Source organism: Nocardia concava NBRC 100430 (assembly GCF_000308815.1).
Lineage (GTDB): Bacteria > Actinomycetota > Actinomycetes > Mycobacteriales > Mycobacteriaceae > Nocardia > Nocardia concava.
Genome location: NZ_BAFX01000058.1, coordinates 18587 through 39855, shown reverse-complemented (window position 1 = coordinate 39855; position 21269 = coordinate 18587). Strand labels below are relative to the sequence as shown.

The window sequence follows — 21269 nt, the reverse complement described above, 5'->3', positions numbered from 1 at the left end:
ACGAAGTTATCCTAACAGCGTTCGGTTTTTCAAGGACCGAGTGATAAATTCGACCCCCACCGGGGGATCAGCTGGGGTTCTCCACAAGAGGAGGTGAAGCCGGATGGCCAGGCCGAAAGTGCCGCTGCTGAGCCGCGAACGCATTCGCGAGGCGGCCCTGACCCTGATCGACCGCGACGGTCTCACCGACCTGTCCATGCGCAAACTCGCCGCCGAGTTGGGCGTGCAGGCCGCCTCGATCTACACCCACTATCCCAACAAGGACGCGGTCTTCGACGACATCGCGGGCGGCATCATGGCCCGCGTCGACACCTCCGCCTTCGAGTCGGGCGACTGGCGCGCCGGCCTCGTGTCCTGGGCGCACTCCTACCGCGACGCCCTGGTCCTGCACCCGAATTTCGTCGCCTACCTGGCCGCGGGCCCGGGCACCCGCGAGGAGAATCTGCGCCACGCCGACGCCGTGCACGGCGGGCTGGTCTCGGCGGGCTGGCCGCCGCGCGATGCCACCATGATCGGCGCGGCCACCCGGTATCTCGTCATGGGCGCGACCATGGGTTCGTTCTCGCGCGGCTTCGTCGACGACGTCCAGGTCTATCGCGACCGGTACCCGCATCTCGAGCAGGCGCATCTACTGCGCGCCAAGGCCGACGAAATCGATTCCGAGAGTTTCGAATTGGCGCTGTCCGCGTTCGTGGACGGCCTGCAGTTGCGCTTCGACGCCATCGCGAAAAGGCGGGCCCGCCGTCAGCAGACCCGCCTTGCCGATTCCGATTAGGAGATGTGCTCTTTGGCCTCGTCGTACCCGGCGTCCGCGGGTGCGCTCGCGGGGCCGTAGACCTGGTGCGTCACACCGGTCTTGAAGGCCTTGACCGAAAGCAGCTGCAGCGGAATCGGATCGCCCTCGTCGAACAGCCGCAGCCCGCCGTTCTGCAGCGCGACCGGGTGCACGAGCAGGTGCAGCTCGTCGATCAGTTCCGCGGCCAGCAGCTGCCGCACCACCGAGGGCGAGCCGCTGAGTGAGATCTCGCCGCCCTCCTCGGCCTTCAGCAGGGCCACGGCCTCGACCAGGTCGCCTTGCAGCTGTTCGGAATTGCGCCAGTCGAATTCCAGGTCCTGGTGCGAGGCAACGATTTTCCGCATATCGCCGAGCGCCTTGGCGAATCCGGCGTCCTCGCCACCCGCGGCCTCCCGCTCCGGCCACGCGCCGGCGAACGAGTCATAGGTGACCCGCCCGAACAGCAGGGTGTCGGCCGGGGCGACCAGCGCCGAAACAGCCTCGCCCATCTCGTCGTTGAAGTACGGGAAGTGCCAGTCCTGCGGATCGGCGACAATGCCGTCGAGGGAGATGAACATTCCAGCGGTGATCTTGCGCATCGGTGTTGCTCCTTGCCAGTTTTGATGTCGGTAGGCCGCGCGGTTACTCATACGACGGCCCCCCGATCCGAAATTCATCGGTGCTCACGCCCCTGGGAGCCCCCGACATCACGGATACCTCTCAAGGGTGAGGCACGGTTGCCCCTGAGGTACCGGAATCGATGCACAGGTCGGCTCTTCCGGGTGAGGTGTGGCCCGGTCCCGGCTGCGTAGCGTGAGGTCCACCGAGCTCCGGGAGGACAAATGTTCAAGTACGCCAAGGCTTTCGGCTCTGCGAGCCTGGTCGCGACATTGATGCTGTGCACCTACGGGTCGGTGGCCGCGACGCCTCCCGGTTATCCCGACACCCGCACCGCCCTGCAACGGTTGACCGAGGCCGACGGCGCCCCCGGCGCGCTGCTCGAGGTGCGCGACGCGCACGGCCGGACGGTGCTGACCAGCGGTGTCGCGAACCGCGACACCCACGCGCCGATGACGGGCGACGCCCGGTTCCGAATCGGAAGCATGACCAAGATCTTCGTCGCCACCGTGGTCCTCCAGCTCGTCGGCGAAGGGCGGCTGGACCTCGACGCACCCGTCGAGCGGTACCTGCCCGGCGTGGTCCGGGGCGACGGCTACGACGGCCACGACATCACGGTGCGCCAGCTTCTCCAGCACACCAGTGGTCTACCCGACTACGTCGACTTCCTCGACCTGACGCAGATCACCACTTCGCCTGCGACACACCATGATCCGATGGAGCTCGTCCGGCTGGCCCTCGCCCAACCGCGTACGTTCGCACCCGGCACCGGCTGGCACTACTCCAACACCGGCTACCTCCTGGCCGGCATGATCATCGACAAGGTCACCGGCCACCCTTACGCGGAGGAGATCGACAGCCGTATCATCCGGCCGCTCGCCCTCACCGACACCCTCGTGCCCGGGGACGACCAGGAAATTCCCGGCACACACTCGCAGGGGTACCTGAAATCGGCGGACTCCATGGTCGACATCACCCGGTTCAACCCCACGGTCGCGGGAGCTTCCGGAGCGATGATCTCCACCGCGTCCGACCTGAACCGATTCCTCGACGCCCTGGTGAACGGCCGCCTACTGCGCCCCGCCGAACTTCAGGCGATGATGACGACCCGCCCCACAGGCGATTCCGATGGCAGCGCCTACGGTCTGGGTCTGATCAGCACTCCCCTGCCGTGCGGTGGCAGCTATTGGAACCACGATGGCGGGACCCCCGGCTTCCGGTCCCTCGGTGGCGCGACCTCCGACGGCCGCACCGCCACCGCCATGGCAAACCTCTTGGCACCCGGCGACGACATCCTCGCCGCGGACCTCAGCGCCGCCGTCACCACCGCCCTCTGCGAAAGCGCCCGGTAATTCAGCGAAGCCCGGCGAACAGGTCGGATTCCTGGTCGGGGACGGACGGGACCCGGTTGAAGTGCCGAATGAAGCTTTCGGTTTGGAAGATCATCTGCTGGAGGTCGGCGGGCATCCGGAGGAACGGCACGCTGTCGCCCTGGCTGGCGTGGGCTTCGAGGGCTTTGACCTTGCGGCGGGTGTAGGGGGTCACGTCGACGAACGTGGTGATCTGGTCCATCGGGGTGCCGAAGTCCTCCGGCGGATCGAAGTCGAGCATGCCGTTGGCGCGCAGGGTTTCGAACATCTCGCGCGAGCTCTCCCGCGGAACCGCGGTGTAGTAGAGCTTGTCCGGAATATCGGTTTCCGCGGCCGCCGCCAGCGCGATCCGATTCGCCTGGATGTGGTCGGGGTGGCCGTAGTTGCCGTTCTCGTCGTAGGTGACGACCACCTGCGGCCGGTAGTGGCGCATCAGGTCCGCGAGCCGGGCGGCCGACTGCTCGACGGGAACATTCCAGAAGGCCTCCGGATGCTGATTGCCCTCCCAGCCGTCCATGCCCGAGTCGCGGTAGCCGAGCAGCTCGACATGCTCGATACCCAGCAGGGCCGCGGATTCCTGCAATTCGGAGAGGCGTTGCGCGCGTACCGCGTTCGGATCGTGGCCGGGCTCGCCGGGTTTGATGCCGCCGGGCGCGTCACCCTGTTCGCCGTTGGTACAGGTCACGAGGACCGTGCGAATACCCTCGGCGGCGTAGCGGGCGAACACGCCGCCGGTGCCGATCACCTCGTCGTCCGGGTGGGCGTGTACGGCCATGATCGTCAGTTGCTCAGCCATGAGTCTCCGTCTGTTCGGTCGTCGGCGCTTTCACGTTATGAACCCCCGACCCGGAGCGGTCATTCCGGAGACGGCGAACTACACGGGCAGCAGCTGCCTGATGAGCTTCCAGCGCAGCGGGATCGCGCCCTCGGTCCGCAGCATGCGCAGCAACGCCACCGCGGCATGATGCGGAGTCGGGCTGATCGGCACGCCCGCGGCCGCCACCTGCCACGGCAGCGGCGAGCGCGGATCCGGCAACACCATCGCCGGCATTCCGAGCGCCCGGGCATCCATGACGCCCGCGGTCGAATTCAGCACCGCGACCACGTTTGCCGGTGCCATACCGAGCGACTCGAGGACGATCTCGAGCAGATCGCCGGGCGTCGAACAATCGGCGGGATCGCCGACGACAATGCTCGACACCTGCTCGAACAGCTCGGGCCGGGCATCGGTCAGCGCCGCGACCTCCCGTGCGGGCTCGGTGGTGGCCACGACAACGGGAACATGACCGGCGACAACCCGCACCAATGCCTCGGCACCCTCGACCAGGACCACGTCGAGATCCAGGACAACCGCACCGATCATGCCGAACTCCTCATCGCAGAAATCAGACAAATCAGTTCCCAGCTTAGGTCGGCAAACCCGCAGTGGCCCGCCCGATCGCGTTCGGACTTCATATATCTTGCGGGCGCAGAACAAAGGTCCAGGCCGCGGCCAGCATGGTCGCGACGGCCGCGAGCCCCGCCGTGCCCGGCCAGCCGAACCAGGTGACGGCCGCGGCGCCGAAGGCGGTGCCCAGGCTGCCGCCGATGAAGTAGACGACCATGTAGGCGCTGTTGAAGCGGGCGGGGGCGGCGGGATCGATGGCGAGGACGGTGCTCTGATTGGCCACCTGGGCCGCGAAGAGACCGGCGTCGAACAGGCCCAGGCACAGCAGGGTGATCGCGGTATTCGACAGGGAGACAGCGAGAATCACCGTGCCGGCGATGGCGAGGGTCAGGCCGAGCAGGATCACCCGGCGGGCGCCGATGCGGTCGGTCCAGGCACCCGCGATCCGGGTTGCGACGATGCCGAGCAGGCCCGCGAAGGCGTAGAGACCGATCCGTTCGGGTGAGTACGAGAACGGCGGCTCGGACAGGGCGACCGCGAGTCCGGACCAGATCACGCAGAACGCGAAGAACCACAGGGAGCCTCGGCCCGCGGCCACCCGGAGCACGGGATAGCGGGCAAAGAGGGTGGGCATCGCGCGCAGGGTGGCGCGATAACTCGCGGCGGCTGTTCCGGCCGCCGCGGGCAGGATCGCGCGGGCAGCCACGGCGATCACGGCGCAACTCACGGCGAAGACGAGCAGCATGCCCCGCCAGCCGATGGCCTCCGCGAGCCATCCGCCCACGATTCGGCCCGCGAGGATTCCGGCCGAGATTCCGGCGGTCACGATGCCGAGGACGGTGGCGCGGCGCCGCGGCGGCGCGAATCGTGCTGCGACCGAGCTCAATTGGGCCCCGACCGCGGAGCCCGCGCCCACCAGTCCGACGGTCGCGCCCAGCAGCCATGCCGACCCGGCGGCCGCGCTCACGGCCAAAGCCACTGCGAGGGAACCGAATTGGATCGATACCACTGTGCGCGGTGCGAACCGGTCGACCAGCGGCACCAGCAGCGCCAGCCCCACCAGGTACCCGATCGGCCCGCACGCCAGCGCTGTACCGACCGCCGCGACCGAGGCGTGCAGCGACCCGGCCACCTCCGCGATGGCCGGTTGCAGCGGATAGATGCTCGCGGTGCCCAGCGCCGCCGCCAATGCCATGAACCCCACCACGGGCGTGCGCAGCACCGCGACACGGGTTTCGGGAATCACGTCGAGTTCCATGGCTTCGACCGTAGGAACGCCGGGGCATCGCTTCCGGCGGGAATCGGACCGCATAGTTGCCGCAACGATCGGCGACTCGGCCTCCGCCCGCGCGATGCACACCGCCCGGCAGACATGTCGAAGGCCCCGATCCGCCGGGGATCGGGGCCTTCGAAATGCCTTGTGCGAGTGGCTACTTCTTCAGGCGCAGGCTGCCGAAGAGGCCTTCCATCTCATTGTTGGGGCCCGCGGTGAAGTAGAGGGCGTCGGCGTCGCCGAGCGATTCACCGTTGCCGAACATCAGGCCCCAGAGGCCGTCGATCTCGGCGGGCTTGCCGTCGGCATTGCGCAGGTAGTCGACGAACTTGCCGGACTGGTCGTCGAGGGCGAGGATGCGGCCGGTGCCGCCGAAGTTGCCGATCAGCAGCTTGCCGGACAGCGGGCCGAAGCCCTGCGGGGCGACGGTGACGGCCCACGGCGCGTTGAGGCGGCCGTCGGCGTCGATGGTGCGGACCAGCTTGCCGTTCTTGTCGAACTCGGCGACCTGGCCCTTCTTGGCCTTGTAGCCCGCGTCCTTCTCCTGGTCCTTGTCCAGCTTGTCCTCTTCGCCCTGCTTCAGCTGGGTGGGGTCGCCGTCCTTGGCCTGGGTGATGGCGTAGGTGACGAAGACGCGGTCGCCGATGGTGGCGACATTGAAGGGGGCGGGATCGCCGATCTTCAGCTTCTTGCCCTTGGACGCGTCGGCCGGGTCGATGGCGTCACCGGTGGCGAAGGGGTTGGCGAAACCGGTGGTGGGCACCAGCTTCCAGTCCTTGTCGAAGGTGCGGATCTGCGGATCCTTGCCGAAGTCGGCGGCCAGCAGCTTGGTGCCGGACGGGTCCAGGGCGAGGCCCTTGAAGCCCATACCCTGTGCGCTGCCGTCGAATTCGAGCACGGCCGGGCCGTCGTGGCGCACGATGGCGCCGCCCGCGCCCTGCTCGGTCCAGCCGGAGATCTTGCCGGAGTCGGTGGCGAAGATGAATCGCGCGGAGCCGGTGAGCTTTTCGTCCTTGCCGTCGTAGCTGACGGGCTGGTCCTTCACCGCGAAGATGTCGGAGGTGATGGGGGCCGGGTTGAAGACCACGCCGGTGGTCTTGCCCTCGGAGTCGTCACCGTCGTCGTCCGGGATGGAGTCCGCGCCGGGGACGGTGACCAGCTTCAGCGGATCCTGGAACATCTTCTGGTACTTGGCATCCGGCGAATGCGTGACATCGCCGACGTACTGGAACGAGTACCCGCCCGCCCCGACCCAGAAATGCCCGCCCGCGCCCTTGGGCCGGTCCGCGATACCCCAGGCGTTGATGAACTTCGGATCGGTGAACTGCGCCTTGTCCGAATCCTTGTTGGAGGCGATATTGACCTGGACGTACTGATTCCCGTCGAGCGCCTTCACGTCGTCATCGTGCGACTTCGTATTGCTGCACGCCGCCGCCACAACCAGCGCCGCCCCCACTGCCGACACGCGCATCAGGTTCTTGCGCACCGACGACATACCGCCCGAGCGTCCGTTCATCTTCAGGTCCTTCTTCCAACAACGCCCAGATCCGGCGTTAGGTGATGCTAACCATAGCTGCACCCCCAAACCCCCGTCATTAGGGGACCCTCATTTCCATCCGAAACCGATATTTCCCCGGTCGAGCCTGGTATCGGGCTATGCGAAGCGGGCGATCGCGCGAACGACCGCCTCGCCCATGGCTGGGCTGCCGGTGTGACCGGAGTCGTCGATGACGTGCAGGCGGGCATCGGGCCAAGCCTTGGCGAGTTCCCACGCAGTTTCGAGCGGGGCGCTGAGATCGAGCCGCCCGTGGATCAATTCGCCGGGTATCCCGGCGAGCCGACCTGCCTCGCGCAGCAGCACTCCTTCGTCGAGCCAGGCCGCGTGCGCGAAGTAGTGCGTACAGATCCGCACGAAGGCGAGCATGGCGGTGTCCGGCTTGCCGCTGTACTGCCCTGGACTGCCCAGGGATTCGTGCGCGATGACCGCGTCCTCCCAGCGACACCACTCGACGGCAGCGTTGCGGCGGATCGTCGGATCCGGGTCTTCCATCAACAACCGGTAGCCCTCGACGAGGTCACCGTCGCCGGGCACCACGGCACGGAACCGCTCCCACTCCGCAGGCAGCAACCGCCCGACACCCCGGTACAGCCAATCGATTTCGCGACGCCGACTGCACGTAACCCCAACCAGCACAATCCCGCTGACCCGCTCCGGAAACCGCTCGGCATAGGCAAGAATCAACGTCGACCCCCAAGACCCGCCATACAGCAGCCACTGACCGATCCCGAGATGGATCCGCACCCGCTCCATATCGGCAATCAGATGCTCGGTCGTATTCACCGCCATATCGGTCCCCGGATCAACCGCACTCGGAATGCTCCGCCCACACCCCCGCTGATCAACCTGCACAACCCGAAAAACCTTCGGATCAAACCCCTTCCGCGCCCGCGAACTACTCCCACTCCCCGGCCCACCATGCACCACCAGCACGGCGCGACCAGCAGGGTTCCCGCTGGTGCACCAATACACCTGATTCTCGTCACCGACCTCGAGCAGACCGTCGGCATAGGGCTCGAGCGGAGGAAAGGCCACGGTGCCCGAGGCTACCGGTGGTCGACCAGTCGGAGCGAATGGGCCTATTCCTACATTTTGGGCCTGGATTTCGCAGGAACCTGTCCGCTGGCACGGGTTTGTGTAGGAATAGGCCCATCGACCGGACGTAGGGTGAGCTCTCATGGAATCGGACAGCGAGCTCGAGGATCTGCGGTCGCTACTGTCATGCGTTTTCGTGAAGCTCGAGGCCGAGAGCCTCACCGAGCCCGACCGGGTCGAGTTGGTGGCGCGCGCCGAGGTGGTTCAGGAACGGATCGACGCGATCCAGGATGCCGTTGTCGGCGGGGAACCTGAATGCGGCATCCTCCGATCGGTCGGCGACGAATGACTGATCCGGGTCCACTCGTTCCGAGAAGGATGGGGAATGCCGATCGGGAGGGTTTCGCGACGTCGACTATTGGGCGGCGCGTTGGTTGCGGGGGCGGGCGTGGCGGTTGGGCGCGCGGCCGCGGCGGCGCAGAACGCTGTGCGGGATCGGTCTCGTAGTGAAGCGCTTGCGCGGGAGCTGCTGGGGGTCGACGAGAGCGGTGACGATCTCACGTTGGCGTATTTGAAGATCCTCATCGATGCCGGGCTGCCTGCCGCAAAGGGGCGCAAGCAGATCATTGTTGTCGGGGCCGGGCCGGCGGGGTTGTGCGCGGCGAATCTGTTGGTCGAGGCTGGGCATGGGGTTACGGTGCTGGAGGCCAACGGGAATCGTACGGGCGGGCGGGTCAAGACGGTGCGGGGTGTGTTCGCCGATCCGGCCCTCTATGCCGAGGCCGGGGCGATGCGGTTGTCGAGTGCGCACCCGCTGGTGCTGGCGTTCGCGGACAAGTTGGGGCTGCGGCGCAGGCCGTTCTACAACTCCGATGTGCTCGTCGAGACTCCCACGGCGGCGACGCCCGCGGTGTTCTATCGCTCCTTCACCGGTGAGGAGTGGTCCAACGGACCGCGGGCGGACTTCTTCGAGTTTCCGGCCGCGGCGCGGCACAGCCTGTTGCGTGTCAACGGGATGGCTTGCACGCGTGGGGAATACGCCGCGGATCCGGGTGTGGTGCACGCCGGGTTCGGGTGCGGGCTGGGGGTGACGAGTGGGACGGCGCTCGATGACGCGCTGCGGCAGGTCGCGCTACTGGGCGACCGGTCCATCGAGCAGCAGGTCGACGGTTGGGCCGCGCTGCTGGACAGCTGCGAAAACCATTCCCTGCGTGATTATCTCCGGGAACAGAGCTGGTCGAAGGAGCAGCTCGAGGCGGTCGGCACGCTCGAGAATCTGACCGCCCGACTACGCAATAGCGTGGTCTTCCCGCTGGTCGATCACACGCTCATCCCGCCCGATGCCGGCTACTGGGAGCTGGCCGGTGGCATGGCATCGCTCACCGATGCCCTCACCCAGCGGCTCGGCCCGGCAATCCTCATGGGCAAGCGCATGACCCGGCTGGAACAGTCCGACCGCGGGGTCAGGATCTGGACCACCGCCGAGACGGGAAACGAAGGCTCGGACGGCCGTCCGATCGATCCGGTCGAATCCTTCGACGCCGACTACGCGCTCGTGGCGATCCCGTTCACCGCCGCCCGGTTCTGCACCTTCGACCCACCGCTGTCCTATGACAAACGCCGAGCCGTCATCGAACTGCACCACGACTCGGCGACAAAGATCCTGCTGGAGTTCAAGACTCGCTTCTGGGAGCAAGGCCCGGCCGGGTTCCGCGGCGGGAGCTGCATCACCGACCTGCCGAATCGTTCCATCCGTTTCCCCTCCCATGTCGAGGGCTCCGACGGCGGCGTGGTGCTGGCCTCCTACACCTTCGGCGACGACGCCATGCGCTGGGATGCGCTCACCGAGGGCGAGCGGATCCACTTCGCTCTCGCCGGATTGCGCGAACTGTTCGGCCCGCGCGTCGATGCCGAATTCACCGGCGTCGGGATCACCCAGAGCTGGGCGCGTGCCCGCTACGCACTCGGCGAAGCCGCCATCCCGGCCCCCGGGCAACTGCACGAGCATCATCTCGCGGCCAGATCCGTTGAAGGCCGAGTGCATTTCGCCGGGGACCACACCAGCCTCAACACGGCATGGATCGAAGGCGCCCTCGAAAGCGCGGTCCGCGCCGCGCTCGAAATACATCAGCGTTGAGGCGGCACAACCCCACCGGCCGGACGCGCGGCGCTGCGCATCCGGCCGGGTTCGAGGTCAGAGCTGGAATTCGGCTCGGACCTGGTCCTCGGTGAGCCCGTAGTCGGCGAGCGAGTACTTGTGGACCGGTTTGCGGTCGCCGGACTTGCTCTCCTCATCGAGGGTCGTCATGGCGGCGCGAGCCGAATCCGTGTAGTCCAGGCCGAATTTCGAGTAGATCTTCTCGATGGTGGCGAACGGGTCGGCGCGCAGTTCGTCGAATTCGATGTCCAGGAACTGATCCGGGTTGTAGCGGGCCCGGGCGGCATTGAATTCCCGCAGTCCGCGCGACCACAATTCGAGCTGCGAGGAGCCGATCTTCTCGCCCACGAACGTGGTGGACCAGCCCTGCGTGGTCGCCTCGGACAGGCTGCACGAGGAGCCCACGATGGTGACCGGGTCGCGGTGGGTCTGGATGATCAGCGCGTCCGGATAGACCTTCATGAGCGCGTCCAGGGCGAACAAATGGCTGGGATTCTTCAGGATCCATCGCCGCTCGTCGTCGAGACCGATCAGCTGCAGGTTCTTCTTGTGCCGCGTGTAGGCGTCGGTCCAATCCTGCTTGCGCAGCCACTCCGAGTAGGTCGGCAGGTAGGCCAGTGATTCGTAGGAAATGGATTTCACCGTCTGGCGCAGCAGCTGCCAGCATTCCTCGGGCTCGGCCGCGGTCATGTAGTGCAGGCCCATGTATTCCGGATTCTCGATCCGGTGCTGGGCGAAGCCCTTGTCGACAGCCTGGTAGACGGGGTTGTCGGCCCAGGTCTCGCGCGGCGGCCGCGGCTGCGGGAAGTCGGCCAGCCACATTTCCAGCGCCTGATGCTGCGGGTCGGCGGCGAGCAGGCGGTGCAGGGCGGTGGTGCCGGTGCGCGGCAGGCCGGTCACGAAAATCGGCCTGGTGATGCGGGTTTCGGTGTGGGTCGGATTCGCCGCCCAGGAGGCTTCGCTGAGCGCGCGGGCGACGAGCGCCCCGCGCAGGAAGAAGCGGCTCATCTTGGAGCCGAGCTCGGTGAGCCCGGCATCGCGCTGGTAGGACTCCAGCAGGACGCCGAGCGCCTCCAGATAGTCGTCGGACCCGAAATCGGTCAGGCCGCAGACCTTCGACGCCGAATGGTGCAGATCCTCGACGGTGCCGACGTTGGTACGTCCGGTCATGGTGGTGAAACTCCTAGCTCAGACGTGGTATTCGCCGCAGTTGACGTCGATGGTCTGCCCGGTGATGGCATTGGCCCACGGCGAGGTCAGGAAGACGACGGTCTGCGCGATCTCATCGGGCAGCGGCAGCCGCTTCAGGTCGGATTTGGACGCGGTCTGCTGGTAGACCTGCTCCTCGGTGATGCCGTACTTCTTGGCGATCTCGCCGAAATACCACTTCAGCTGATCGGTCCAGATGTAACCGGGGAGCACGCTGTTGACGCGGATCCCCTTCTCCCCCAGCTCGGTCGCCAGGGTCTGCGACATGGCGAGCAGCGCCGCCTTGGCGATCTTGTAGCTGCCGTAACGGGGTTCGCTGTGGCGCAGCACCATGGAGTTGACCATGACGACCGAGCCCTTGGTCTCGGCGAGCGCATCGGTGAACGCCTGTGTCATGCGCAGGTTTCCGAGCACGGTCAGGTCCACGCTCTCGCGGATCTGCTCGAAGTCGGTGCGCGCCAACGGCTTCATGGACGGCACCTTGAACGCGTTGTTGATCAGCGCGTCGACCCGGCCGAGCGTCTCGAGGGTCCGCTTGGCCAGATTCTCCACGGTGGCCGGATCGGTGATATCCGTAGGCACACAGAGCGTTTCCGCGCCGCCCTCGGCCGCGATCTCGTCCGCGACCTCCTTCAGCTTCGATTCGGTACGCGCCGCGAGCACAACCTTCGCACCGGCGGCCGCGGCTTCCAAAGCGATGGAACGACCGAGCCCGGGCCCGATACCGCTGACGACGACAACCTTGTCCGCGAGCAGACCGGTCTTCAGTCGGTTGTTGTCGCTCACCCGAGCATCCTTTCCGCGAAGCCGCGCTGACGAGCGGCGATTCGCTCGCGCCATCCGGCCTCGTCGATCCGATTGTGTTCGAAGTTGGGCAGTCGTTCCGCCACTTTGTCGAAGGGCACGAGCTCGATGGTCGGCCCGTCCTCGGGCGTCATCACCCGGTCCACCCGCTGCCAGCGGAACTGGAGAATGCCCAGCTTGCGGCCGGTGGTCTCGATCCAGTTGGCAACGCCTGGGTTTCGTGCGGACACGACCATCCGGATCATCCCGTCCGGATCCACCTGTGCCTGCCGGTGATTCAGCGACGTCTGATGGTTGACGTAGTCGAGCGAGATGTACCAGCGGCTACCGAGCTGGAAACCCTGATACGGCGCATCGGATTTCGGCACGGTGATGATCAGCGCCTGATCGTCCTCGAGCTCGAAATGCCCCACCGACGAGTACTGCGTGCTCAACCCGCCCGGCGTGAGCCGCGGCTCGGTCAGCGTGTTGACCGGCAGATTCAGGTAGAACCACTTCGGGAAGTTGAACCAGGTGTGCACCCGGGTCAGCAGCATGCGCCCGGCCGCCCGGTACCGCTTGCGCAGCTGCTCCACGCCCGCTTCGACCGGCGCGGTGCCGATGGTGTCGACCCGCTCGATGCGAATGGTGCCCTTGTGCTCGGCATTCCAGTCTCCGTACACCTCGCGCACGGCCAGCATGGACGCGCCCTCGCCGAGCACGAAGTAGTTGGGCCCCGGGTTCTCCTTGGGCGGCCCGAACCGCAGCTGATAGCTGCCGTCCTCGTTGATCTGCAGCCGCCGGTCGTCGAAGGCGTCGTCCCCGTTGGGCACATCGGAGGCGGTGTAATCGCCCTTGAGCACCTGGAAACTCAGATCGACGGTGCTGCCGCGCACGCCGGTGAGCAGGTATTCCGCGCCCGGCTCGACATTGGCGCTGTAGTACAGCGTGTCCGGATTATCCAGGCCCATCTTGGTGTACGGCCCGGTCGCGGTGACCAGGTACGGATGCGAGGTCCCGTGCGCCCGCGACAGCTGCAATACCGCGGCGATTCCGGCCTGCAGGTAGTCGTACCCCTCCGCCAGGTCGTGCGGATCCCGGATGAAATCGGCGGAGGCGATGAGCTTCTCCGCCTCGGCGACGGCCGCGAGGAACGGCTCGGTGAGCGGCAGCTCGGCTTTTTCGATGTCTGTCATCAGCTTTCAGCGATCCCTAGTGATTCTCGAATTCGATGGGCGATCTCGGCCGGCGTCCCGTCCGAGGGGGTGATGGTCAGATCGGCGAACTCCGGCCGCTCGTACGGCGAGCTGACACCGGTGAATTCCGGCAGCTCCCCGGCGCGCGCCTTCTTGTACAGGCCCTTCGGGTCGCGCAGCTCGCATTCCTCGAGCGGGGTGTCCACGAAGACCTCGCGGAACCGAAGATGCCTGCCGTCATGCAGTTTTCGCGCTTCCCGCCGCTCGGCGCGGAACGGGCTGATGAGCGAGACGATGGCGACCACACCCGCATCCGCGAACAGCGCGGCCACCTCGGAAACGCGGCGGATGTTCTCGCGCCGGTCCTCGTCGGTGAAGCCCAGATTCTTGTTCAGCCCGTGCCGCAGGTTGTCGCCGTCGAGCAGATAGGCGGGCTGCCCGGAGGCGATCAGCTGCCGCTCCAATTCGACTGCGATGGTGGACTTTCCGGATCCGGACAGCCCGGTCAGCCACACGGTCGCGCCCGTGGACAGTCGCTGCCCGCGCTCCACGGCGGAGCTGTGCCACACCACATTCGACGCCTTGTGCTCGACCCGCGGTGTGCCGCTGGAGCGTCCGGTGATCATGCCCGCCGCGACGGTCTGATTGGTCGTCTCGTCGATGAGGATGAAGCTGCCGGTGGCGCGGTTCTCGCGGTACGGGTCGAACAGCAGCGGCTGGCGGCTCTTCAAACTCACCCGCCCGATGTCGTTGAGCCCCAACGCATCCGCATCGGTCTGCCGGTGCAGTGTATTGACGTCCAGGCGGTAGTCCAGCTCGCTCACCTCGACCTTGGAGGTCTGGGTGGCGGTGCGGATGGAATAGGAGTTCCCGGCCCGCAACTGGGTGTCGTCGGAGAACCAGCACACCATGGCGTCGAGTTCCCGATCGGTGTGCGGCTGGTTGCCCGGCCGCGCGAGCATATCCCCACGCCCGATATCGATTTCGTCGTCGAGGGTGAGCGAGACGGCCATACCGCTGAACGCCTCCTCGACCTTGTCGCCGCCCGGTGCCCAGATCTGCGCCACCCGGCTGGTCCGCCCCGACGGCAGCACCACGACCTCGTCGCCCGGCTTGAAGATGCCGCCCGCGACCGTGCCCGCGTAACTGCGCTGGGTCTCCCCGTGCGGGCGGATCACGTACTGCACCGGCAGCCGGTTGTCGATGAGGTTGCGGTCCGAGGCCACGTGCACCTCCTCGAGATGCCGCAGCAGCGGCGGACCCGGATACCAGTCGGCGGTGTGCGCGGACGGATCCACCACATTGTCGCCGTGCAGCGCCGAGACCGGGATGAAGCTGAGGTCGCCGACATCGAGCTTGGTCGCGAAATCCGCGAATTCCGACCGGATCTCCTCGAACCGCTGCTCGGACCAGTCGACCAGGTCCATCTTGTTCACGCACAGCACCAGGTGCCCGACGCCCAGCAGCGAGGACAGGAAGGCATGGCGGCGCGTCTGCTCGGACACGCCCTTGCGCGCGTCGACCAGGATCAATGCCAGGTCCGCGGTGGACGCGCCGGTCACCATGTTCCGCGTGTACTGCACGTGCCCCGGGGTGTCCGCGATGATGAATTTCCTACGCGGCGTGGTGAAGTACCGGTACGCGACATCGATGGTGATGCCCTGCTCCCGTTCGGCCCGCAGCCCGTCTGTGACCAGCGACAGATCCGGCCCGTCACCTCCGCGCGAGAGGCTGGCGCGCTCGATGGCATCCAGCTGATCGCTGAACAGGCTCTTGGAATCGAACAGCAGCCGCCCGATGAGCGTCGACTTCCCATCGTCGACGCTGCCGGCGGTGGCAAGCCGTAAAAGGTTGCGGCGCATCAGAAGTAACCCTCTCGCTTGCGATCTTCCATGCCGGATTCGGAGATGCGGTCGTCGGCGCGGGTGGCGCCGCGCTCGGTCAGCCGGGTGACCGCGGTCTCCGCGATCACCTCGGCCGGGTCGGCGGCGGTGGATTCCACGCAGCCGGTGCAGTCGGCGTCACCGAGCGTGCGGAAGCGGACAGTGGCCTCGAACTTCCGCTCGTCCGGGCCGAAGCTCAGGAATCGGTTGTCCGCCAGCAGCATTCCGTCGCGCTCGACCACGGTGCGCTTGTGCGCGTAGTACAGCGAGGGCAGCTCCACCTCGGCTTGGCCGATGTACTCCCAGATATCGAGCTCGGTCCAGTTCGACAGCGGGAACACACGAATGTGCTCGCCCTTCTGATGCCGCCCGTTGTAGAGGTTCCACACCTCCGGCCGTTGTGCCCGCGGATCCCACGCGCCGTACTCGTCGCGGAAGCTGAACACCCGCTCCTTGGCGCGCGCCTTCTCCTCGTCGCGCCGCGCGCCGCCGAACACCGCGTCGAAGCGGTGCTCGCGGATGGTGCGCAGCAGCGTGGCGGTCTGCAGCCGATTGCGGGTCTCGCCCGGGCGTTCGGTCACCCGCCCCGCGTCGATATCGTCCTGCACCTTGCCGACCAGCAACTGTGCGCCCAGCCGCGCCACCGTGCGATCCCGGAAGTCGATGACCTCGTCGAAGTTTCGCCCGGTATCGATGTGCAGCAGGGCGAACGGCAGCGGCGCGGGCCAGAACGCCCGCCGCGCCAACTCCAGCATGACCGCCGAATCCTTGCCGCCGGAGAACAACAGCACCGGCCGCTCGAAGGTGGCCGCCACCTCCCGAATGATGTGCACCGATTCCGCCTCCAAGGCGTTCAGGTGCGACAGCTCATATCCCGCGCGCATCTCTCAACCCACTCGCCGCGTCGCCGACCCGGGTTGCCCGAAGGCTTGCGGTGTCGAATATTCGACGCTATTGTTCGATAATGTGACACCGACGATAGGTCGGCACCCGGGCGACGGTCAATACCCGCGCCCGAATTCCCGCGCACCCGAGTCACTCCGATGTGGATGACCGATACCCCGACCGATACGATCGGCCCGACCATCCCGCTCGACGGGACCGACCTCAGCAGGGACCGAGTTGCCTGAATCCACCACCGCCCCAGTAGCTTCCGAACCGGGAACGGCGGCCGAACCAGCTCCAGCCCCCGCCTCGCCGCCGACCCACCGCGTCGTGCAGGCGATCGAACTGCTGTCGCGGCATCCGGGCGAACGCCTCTCCCTGGCGCGGATCGTCCGCGCCACCGGCATGTCCCGCGCCACCGCGCACGCCGTGCTCACCCAGCTCACCACGGACGGCTGGACCGTGCGCGACGGCGACGGAAACTACAGTCTCGGACTGGGTTTGGTGACCGTCGCCCGCCGCGCCGACACCGCCTTCCCGCTGCGCGGCCTGGCGCTTGATCCCATGCGCGCACTCGCCCGGGAACACAACGTCCCGGTCTTCCTGGCCGAACTGGAACGCCAAGGGACATCGCCGTCCGCGACGACCGGAGGGGGCGACGCGTCAACCGGAAACACCGGCCAGGACGCCATCGTCGTCACCGAGGTCATCGGCACCCCCTCGGTGCCGTGGCTCCGGCACGCCCGCCGCTTGCCCCTGGCCCCGCCGGTGGCCCGCGAATTCATCGCCTGGGCACCGGAATCCGAGCGCGCCGCCTGGCTCGCGTCCGCCGACCCCCGCCACCGCGCCCGTCTCACCGCCGTCCTGGACGCCATCCGAACCCGCGGCTACTCCGTGGAACGCCTGGCCGACGAATCCGCACCCATGCTCGAGGCCCTGGCGGGCCTGCGCCACTCCCCCGTCACCGATCCCCTGCGACACCGCCTGTCCGCCATGATCGCCGACCTCATCACCATCGACTACCTCCCCGACGAACTATCCGACCACAACGCGGTCGTCTCCGTCTCCGCCCCCATCTTCGCCCCCGACGGCGCGGTCATGGCCTCCATCGTCTCCTGCCCCGACACCAACCTCCCCGCCGCCCGCCTGCGCGACCTCGCCGCCGCCACCATCACCGCCGCGACCGCGGTCACCACCGCCCTGCGGGCGTGAATCATCCATCCCGAGTAGCGCTTTCCCCACGTCCCGCGTCGCCCCACCCCACACTCGTCCCCACCACCGGCGACCCCGCGGGAACAGCAGCGCGGGCAACGAAAGCACCATCAGCGCCAGCATCACCGACCCGATGAGCTCTTCGAGCATCGCGGGTATGACGACACGCAGACAAACCGCGATCACGGGCACGCAGAGCACCACCAGCACCCAATGCCCCCGCTGCCCCGCCGCGACCGCGCCGATGAGTGACAACGCACCGACGAACAGCGCCGCAACCGTCACGAAGTACCCGACCCAGCTGTCCCGCCACCGCTGAGACCCAGCCATCCACCCTCCCCGATACCGCAGCACGGCAACACCTTCCGCGCCCCGCCCGTAGTCTCCCACCCCCGACCGACATTTCGCCGAGCCGAACAATCCTGGAGGCCGGAGCAGGATCCCTCCGGACACATCCCCTCTCCAGAGCGCGCCACCCCGCTGACCCCAACGGCCCGCCGAGTGGCACACCAGCGCGGCGAATCCAGACAAAACCCCTCGCTGGTGTGCCACTGGGCGGCGCCGTGGGGGGCAGCGGTCGTCGATGTCGACTCATTGCAGCCGACGAGCGGTGGCCCGCACCGGAGGGTGCGGGCCACGGGGTTCTGGTGTTGCGCTGAGGGTTTCGCCCTCAGCGGTTGGCAAGTTCCGAAAGCTGGTAGGCCAGCTTGTGACGGAAGGCGGGGATGCGGGCGGCGTTGGTGATGACCAGGTTGCGGATCAGGCGGGCGGGGAGGGGGCGGAGGGTGGCCATGCGGGTGACGCGGTCGGTGAACTTCACGACGCCGAGAGCCACAGGGCGGCGGGTCTTCTCGTATTCGTCGAGGGTGGATTCCGGGGTGCCGTCGACGACCGCGGCGAGTAGACGGCCGAGCAGGGCGGCGTCCTGGATGCCGGTGTTCATGCCCTGGCCGCCGGCGGGGCTGTGGACGTGGGCGGCGTCGCCGGCGAGGAGGATGCGGCCGGCGCGGTAGTGGTCGGCGACCCGGTGGTGGACGCGGAAGCGCGAGCTCCAGATGATCTCCTCGACCTTGACCTGCGCGCCGGGGCGGCGGGCGTCGACCAACGCCTGCACGTAGGCCAGATCCTGGTGCTCGGGGGCGTCGGGGACGGTGGCGACGATGCGGTAGCGGTTGGGCTCCGGATCCGGCAGCGGGGCGACGACGGTGACGCCCTCGGGCGAAAGGTGCAGGGAGACTTCGTCACGCGGGTCCGGCCAGGTCATGCGGACGTCGGCGAGGACGAAGGATTCGGGGTAGGTGGCGCCGGTGAAACCGATCTGCGCGGCCTCGCGGACCTTGCTGTGCATGCCGTCCGCGCCGATGACCCAGTCCGCCCGAATGGAATTCGCGGTGACGTCCGCGCCGGTGTACTCGACGGTGACCCCGTCGGCATCCTGGACGACGGAGCTTACCTCGTTGTGCCGGAACACCTTTCCCCCTGCCTTCTCCAGCCGCGCCAGCAGGATCGCTTCGGTGGATTCCTGACCGATCATGACGGTGTAGGGGTACTCGGTGGGCAATCCGTCGAAGGAGATGCGGGCCAGCACGCGGTCGCCGTCGTGCATGACGAAGTTGGGCACCACGATTCCCTGCTCGTGCAGCTGCTCGGTGACGCCGAACTGCTCGAGCACCTCGAGGGTGCGGGCGTGCACGACCACCGCGCGGGAGGTGTTGGCGCCCTCGGCCAGCTTGTCCAGCAGCACTACGTCCACACCGGCGTCGGCGAGCGCGATGCCCGCGGTCATTCCGGCGGGACCGGCACCGACGATGACGACCGAGGCGGTAGCGGGAACGGTGTTCATGACGACTCCTGATGCTCTGCCAACATCTGTTGGCCAACGTCTGTTGAATTAGACGATACGACCCGTTCGCGGCCATGTCAACACTTGTTGGCCAACGAATGTTGGCAACTTGCGGCCCGCTGCAAACCAGACAGTATGCGTCCGGGCGCACCCGCCCCTGCCCATTTCGCGCCAAACAGAGGACTTCCGGCACCACCCCGAACACCGCCCAGCACAGCCACCACCGCCACCCACCACCCGGTGCGGCCGCTCCCAGCACGGCGCACCCCCAGCCGCGCTCCGCGACGACCTGCGTTTTCGATCCTGCGCGGGCGCGCCGGGTACCGCGCGGGCAGGTCAGGGGATGGTGATGAAGCCCTGGGCGGCCATCCAGGTGCGGGCTACCTGGGCGGGTTCGCGGCCTTCGACGTCGACCTGGCGGTTGAGGTCGGTGATGGTCTCGTTGGTGAGCAGGCGAGAAATCGGAGTCAGCAGCTCGACGATTTGCGGGTGTGCGGTGGCGAAGTCCTTGCGCATGACCAGGGCCGCATTGTATTTCGGGAAGAAGCTGTGGTCGTCGTCGAGGAGGCGCAGGCCCAGGGCGGGGATGCGGCCGTCGGTCGCGGCGACGGAGCCGAAGCGGCACTGCCGGGCGTCGGCGACGGCCTGGTAGACGATGGCGTCCTGGACAATCTGCTTGTTCGCCTTGCCGGCGTCGAAGCCGTATTTGCGTGCCATGCCGGGGAATCCGTCCTGGCGCACACTGAATTCGGTGCCGACGCAGGTGGCGGCGGACCCGGGATCGGTATTGACCAGGTTCGCGTATTGGGACAGCGTGGTGACGCCGGTGTCGGTGGCGGTTTTCGCGCTGGTCACGATCGCGTAGGTGTTGTTCATGGGAGCCATTGCGGCCCATACCATTCCGTGCGCGGCGAGATCGGCGTCGCGGACCGCCTCGAACTGCTCCTGGGAGCCGGGGACGGGAGATTCGTTGCCCAGGTAGTTGATCCAGCCGGTGCCGGTGTAGTCGTAGGCGATATCGACCTGACCGTGCAGCTGGGCGTCGCGCAGGCTGTTGGAGCCGGTGATATTGGTCAGGTCGCGCACCTCCGCGCCCGCCGCGGTGAGCGCGAATTCGACGAGGTAGCCGAGAATGCTCTGCTCGGTGAAGTCCTTGGAGCCGACCGTGATTCGCACACCCTTCAGCTCCGATACCGGCCGGATGCTGCCCGCTCCCACCCGCAGCGGCACCGCGCTGCCCGCCTCCAGCCCGCACGCGGCGACCAGCAGCACCAGGATCGAGGCGAATGCCGCACAGCCGCACCGAATTCGGGATCTCACCGCAGTCCCCTCGGTCCGAGATAGCGTTCGGCCAGCGCCCCGAGCCAGTCGACCAGTAGCGCCAGCCCGACCGCCAGCAGCGCGCCCACCCAGAGGGTGACGTTGTCCCGCAGCTTGTATCCGGTATCGATGAGAATGCCCAGCCCGCCCGCGCTCACCAGGAACGACAACGTCGCGGTGCCGACCGCCAGCACCAGCGAGGTCCGCAGGCCGGCCAGGATGTAGGGCACCGCCAGCGGCAGTTCGATCCGCCGTAACACCGTCAACGCCGACATCCCTTGCCCCCGACCGGCATCGATGAGCGTCGGGTCCACCTGCTGATATCCGAGGATGGTGTTGCGCAGGACCGGCAGCAGCGACACCAGCACGATCGGCCCGACCCCGATCCAGAACCCGGTCGTACGAGTGATCAGGTAGAACAACACGATCAGCCCGATGGCGGGCGCCGCCGCACCGATATTCGCGATACCGACGAAAAACGGTGCCAGCAACCGAAACCGACGCCGCGTCAGCAGCGTGCCCAGCGGCACCGCAATGGCGACGACGATCGCCACCACAGTCACCGTGATCAACACATGCTGCCGTATGACGGTAACCAGATTGTCAGCAGTCAGACTGGCCCGCTGCGTAGTCGTCATATCGCGGTCGAACCCCCACACCAGCACTCCCCCACCGAGCGCCACCGCCAGCACCGGCTGCGCCAGCAACCGAATCCGCTCCGCCCGCCGCTCGGTCTGCGCCGTCATGCGGACTCCCCGCCGCCC

20 protein-coding genes are annotated in these 21269 nt (G+C 67.2%); 6 read left to right on the top strand and 14 right to left on the bottom strand.

Annotation, left to right across the window (positions count from 1 at the left end; all coding sequences use genetic code 11):
* Nucleotides 1-103: 103 nt before the first annotated feature.
* Nucleotides 104-775, top strand: coding sequence for a TetR/AcrR family transcriptional regulator (locus ON43_RS11660; protein WP_040806764.1), 672 nt, complete (start codon nucleotides 104-106; stop codon nucleotides 773-775).
* Here the strand turns inward: ON43_RS11660 and ON43_RS11655 are convergent.
* Nucleotides 772-1374 (bottom strand): dihydrofolate reductase family protein, encoded by a 603-nt coding sequence (locus ON43_RS11655; RefSeq protein ID WP_040806762.1) that lies wholly within the window; start codon nucleotides 1372-1374, stop codon nucleotides 772-774. The two genes, ON43_RS11660 and ON43_RS11655, sit on opposite strands and share 4 nt — an antisense overlap.
* A gap of 243 nt (nucleotides 1375-1617) precedes the next feature.
* Between ON43_RS11655 and ON43_RS11650 the strand changes: the two genes are divergently transcribed.
* Complete coding sequence (locus ON43_RS11650; RefSeq protein WP_040806760.1) at nucleotides 1618-2745, top strand: serine hydrolase domain-containing protein; 1128 nt, start codon at nucleotides 1618-1620, stop codon at nucleotides 2743-2745.
* A gap of 1 nt (nucleotide 2746) precedes the next feature.
* Here the strand turns inward: ON43_RS11650 and ON43_RS11645 are convergent, their stop codons facing one another.
* The 5 genes from ON43_RS11645 to pip all read right to left on the bottom strand — a co-directional run bounded on the left by ON43_RS11645 (nucleotide 2747) and on the right by pip (nucleotide 8016).
* The gene (locus tag ON43_RS11645) at nucleotides 2747-3559 is read right to left on the bottom strand and encodes a PIG-L family deacetylase (protein WP_040806758.1); all 813 of its coding nucleotides are present in this window, start codon (nucleotides 3557-3559) and stop codon (nucleotides 2747-2749) included.
* Nucleotides 3560-3637: 78 nt separating this feature from the next.
* On the bottom strand, nucleotides 3638-4126 hold the full coding sequence (locus ON43_RS11640; protein WP_040806754.1) for an HAD family hydrolase: 489 nt from the start codon (nucleotides 4124-4126) through the stop codon (nucleotides 3638-3640).
* An 88-nt stretch (nucleotides 4127-4214) separates the two neighbouring features.
* Nucleotides 4215-5408 carry an MFS transporter gene (locus ON43_RS11635; RefSeq protein ID WP_040806752.1) on the bottom strand — a complete coding sequence of 398 codons (1194 nt, stop codon included), beginning with the start codon at nucleotides 5406-5408 and terminating at the stop codon, nucleotides 4215-4217.
* 172 nt (nucleotides 5409-5580) lie between these two features.
* Nucleotides 5581-6939 (bottom strand): TIGR03118 family protein, encoded by a 1359-nt coding sequence (locus ON43_RS11630; RefSeq protein WP_245568546.1) that lies wholly within the window; start codon nucleotides 6937-6939, stop codon nucleotides 5581-5583.
* Between the two features lie 138 nt (nucleotides 6940-7077).
* Nucleotides 7078-8016 carry a prolyl aminopeptidase gene (gene pip, locus ON43_RS11625; protein WP_040806747.1) on the bottom strand — a complete coding sequence of 313 codons (939 nt, stop codon included), beginning with the start codon at nucleotides 8014-8016 and terminating at the stop codon, nucleotides 7078-7080.
* A gap of 142 nt (nucleotides 8017-8158) precedes the next feature.
* Here pip and ON43_RS11620 point away from each other — a divergent pair, with 142 nt between their 5' ends.
* Together ON43_RS11620 and ON43_RS11615 are read left to right on the top strand one after the other, a co-directional pair.
* Entirely contained in the window at nucleotides 8159-8365 is a 207-nt protein-coding gene (locus ON43_RS11620; protein WP_040806746.1) for a hypothetical protein, read from the top strand.
* Between the two features lie 36 nt (nucleotides 8366-8401).
* Nucleotides 8402-10153, top strand: a complete 1752-nt coding sequence (locus ON43_RS11615; RefSeq protein ID WP_040806745.1) for a flavin monoamine oxidase family protein — start codon at nucleotides 8402-8404, stop codon at nucleotides 10151-10153.
* Between the two features lie 57 nt (nucleotides 10154-10210).
* Here ON43_RS11615 and ON43_RS11610 read toward each other — a convergent pair whose 3' ends face one another.
* From ON43_RS11610 to cysD, 5 genes are read right to left on the bottom strand one after another with little or no spacing between them, the layout of a single operon-like run.
* Nucleotides 10211-11344 (bottom strand): sulfotransferase family protein, encoded by a 1134-nt coding sequence (locus ON43_RS11610; RefSeq protein ID WP_040806742.1) that lies wholly within the window; start codon nucleotides 11342-11344, stop codon nucleotides 10211-10213.
* Between the two features lie 18 nt (nucleotides 11345-11362).
* Nucleotides 11363-12169, bottom strand: a complete 807-nt coding sequence (locus ON43_RS11605) for an SDR family oxidoreductase (RefSeq protein WP_245568545.1) — start codon at nucleotides 12167-12169, stop codon at nucleotides 11363-11365.
* Nucleotides 12166-13362 (bottom strand): hypothetical protein, encoded by a 1197-nt coding sequence (locus ON43_RS11600; protein WP_040806741.1) that lies wholly within the window; start codon nucleotides 13360-13362, stop codon nucleotides 12166-12168. The genes ON43_RS11605 and ON43_RS11600 overlap by 4 nt, the downstream gene beginning before the upstream one ends.
* Nucleotides 13362-15224, bottom strand: coding sequence for an adenylyl-sulfate kinase (gene cysC, locus ON43_RS11595; RefSeq protein WP_040806740.1), 1863 nt, complete (start codon nucleotides 15222-15224; stop codon nucleotides 13362-13364). The genes ON43_RS11600 and cysC overlap by 1 nt, the downstream gene beginning before the upstream one ends.
* Complete coding sequence (gene cysD, locus ON43_RS11590) at nucleotides 15224-16129, bottom strand: sulfate adenylyltransferase subunit CysD (protein ID WP_040806739.1); 906 nt, start codon at nucleotides 16127-16129, stop codon at nucleotides 15224-15226. Before cysD ends, cysC begins: the two co-directional genes overlap by 1 nt.
* A 331-nt stretch (nucleotides 16130-16460) precedes the next feature.
* Here cysD and ON43_RS11585 point away from each other — a divergent pair, with 331 nt between their 5' ends.
* A complete protein-coding gene (locus ON43_RS11585; RefSeq protein WP_040806736.1) occupies nucleotides 16461-17342 on the top strand; it encodes a helix-turn-helix domain-containing protein in 882 nt (293 codons plus the stop codon).
* 157 nt (nucleotides 17343-17499) lie between these two features.
* Nucleotides 17500-17661 carry a hypothetical protein gene (locus tag ON43_RS44775; protein WP_157514004.1) on the top strand — a complete coding sequence of 54 codons (162 nt, stop codon included), beginning with the start codon at nucleotides 17500-17502 and terminating at the stop codon, nucleotides 17659-17661.
* 351 nt (nucleotides 17662-18012) lie between these two features.
* On the opposite strand, the gene ON43_RS11580 is transcribed toward ON43_RS44775, so the two are convergent.
* The 3 genes from ON43_RS11580 to ON43_RS11570 all read right to left on the bottom strand — a co-directional run bounded on the left by ON43_RS11580 (nucleotide 18013) and on the right by ON43_RS11570 (nucleotide 21251).
* Nucleotides 18013-19185, bottom strand: coding sequence for an FAD-dependent oxidoreductase (locus ON43_RS11580; RefSeq protein WP_040806734.1), 1173 nt, complete (start codon nucleotides 19183-19185; stop codon nucleotides 18013-18015).
* A 336-nt stretch (nucleotides 19186-19521) separates the two neighbouring features.
* Nucleotides 19522-20505 carry a glycine betaine ABC transporter substrate-binding protein gene (locus ON43_RS11575; protein ID WP_040806731.1) on the bottom strand — a complete coding sequence of 328 codons (984 nt, stop codon included), beginning with the start codon at nucleotides 20503-20505 and terminating at the stop codon, nucleotides 19522-19524.
* Complete coding sequence (locus tag ON43_RS11570) at nucleotides 20502-21251, bottom strand: ABC transporter permease (protein WP_040806728.1); 750 nt, start codon at nucleotides 21249-21251, stop codon at nucleotides 20502-20504. The genes ON43_RS11575 and ON43_RS11570 overlap by 4 nt, the downstream gene beginning before the upstream one ends.
* Nucleotides 21252-21269 lie beyond the last annotated feature (18 nt).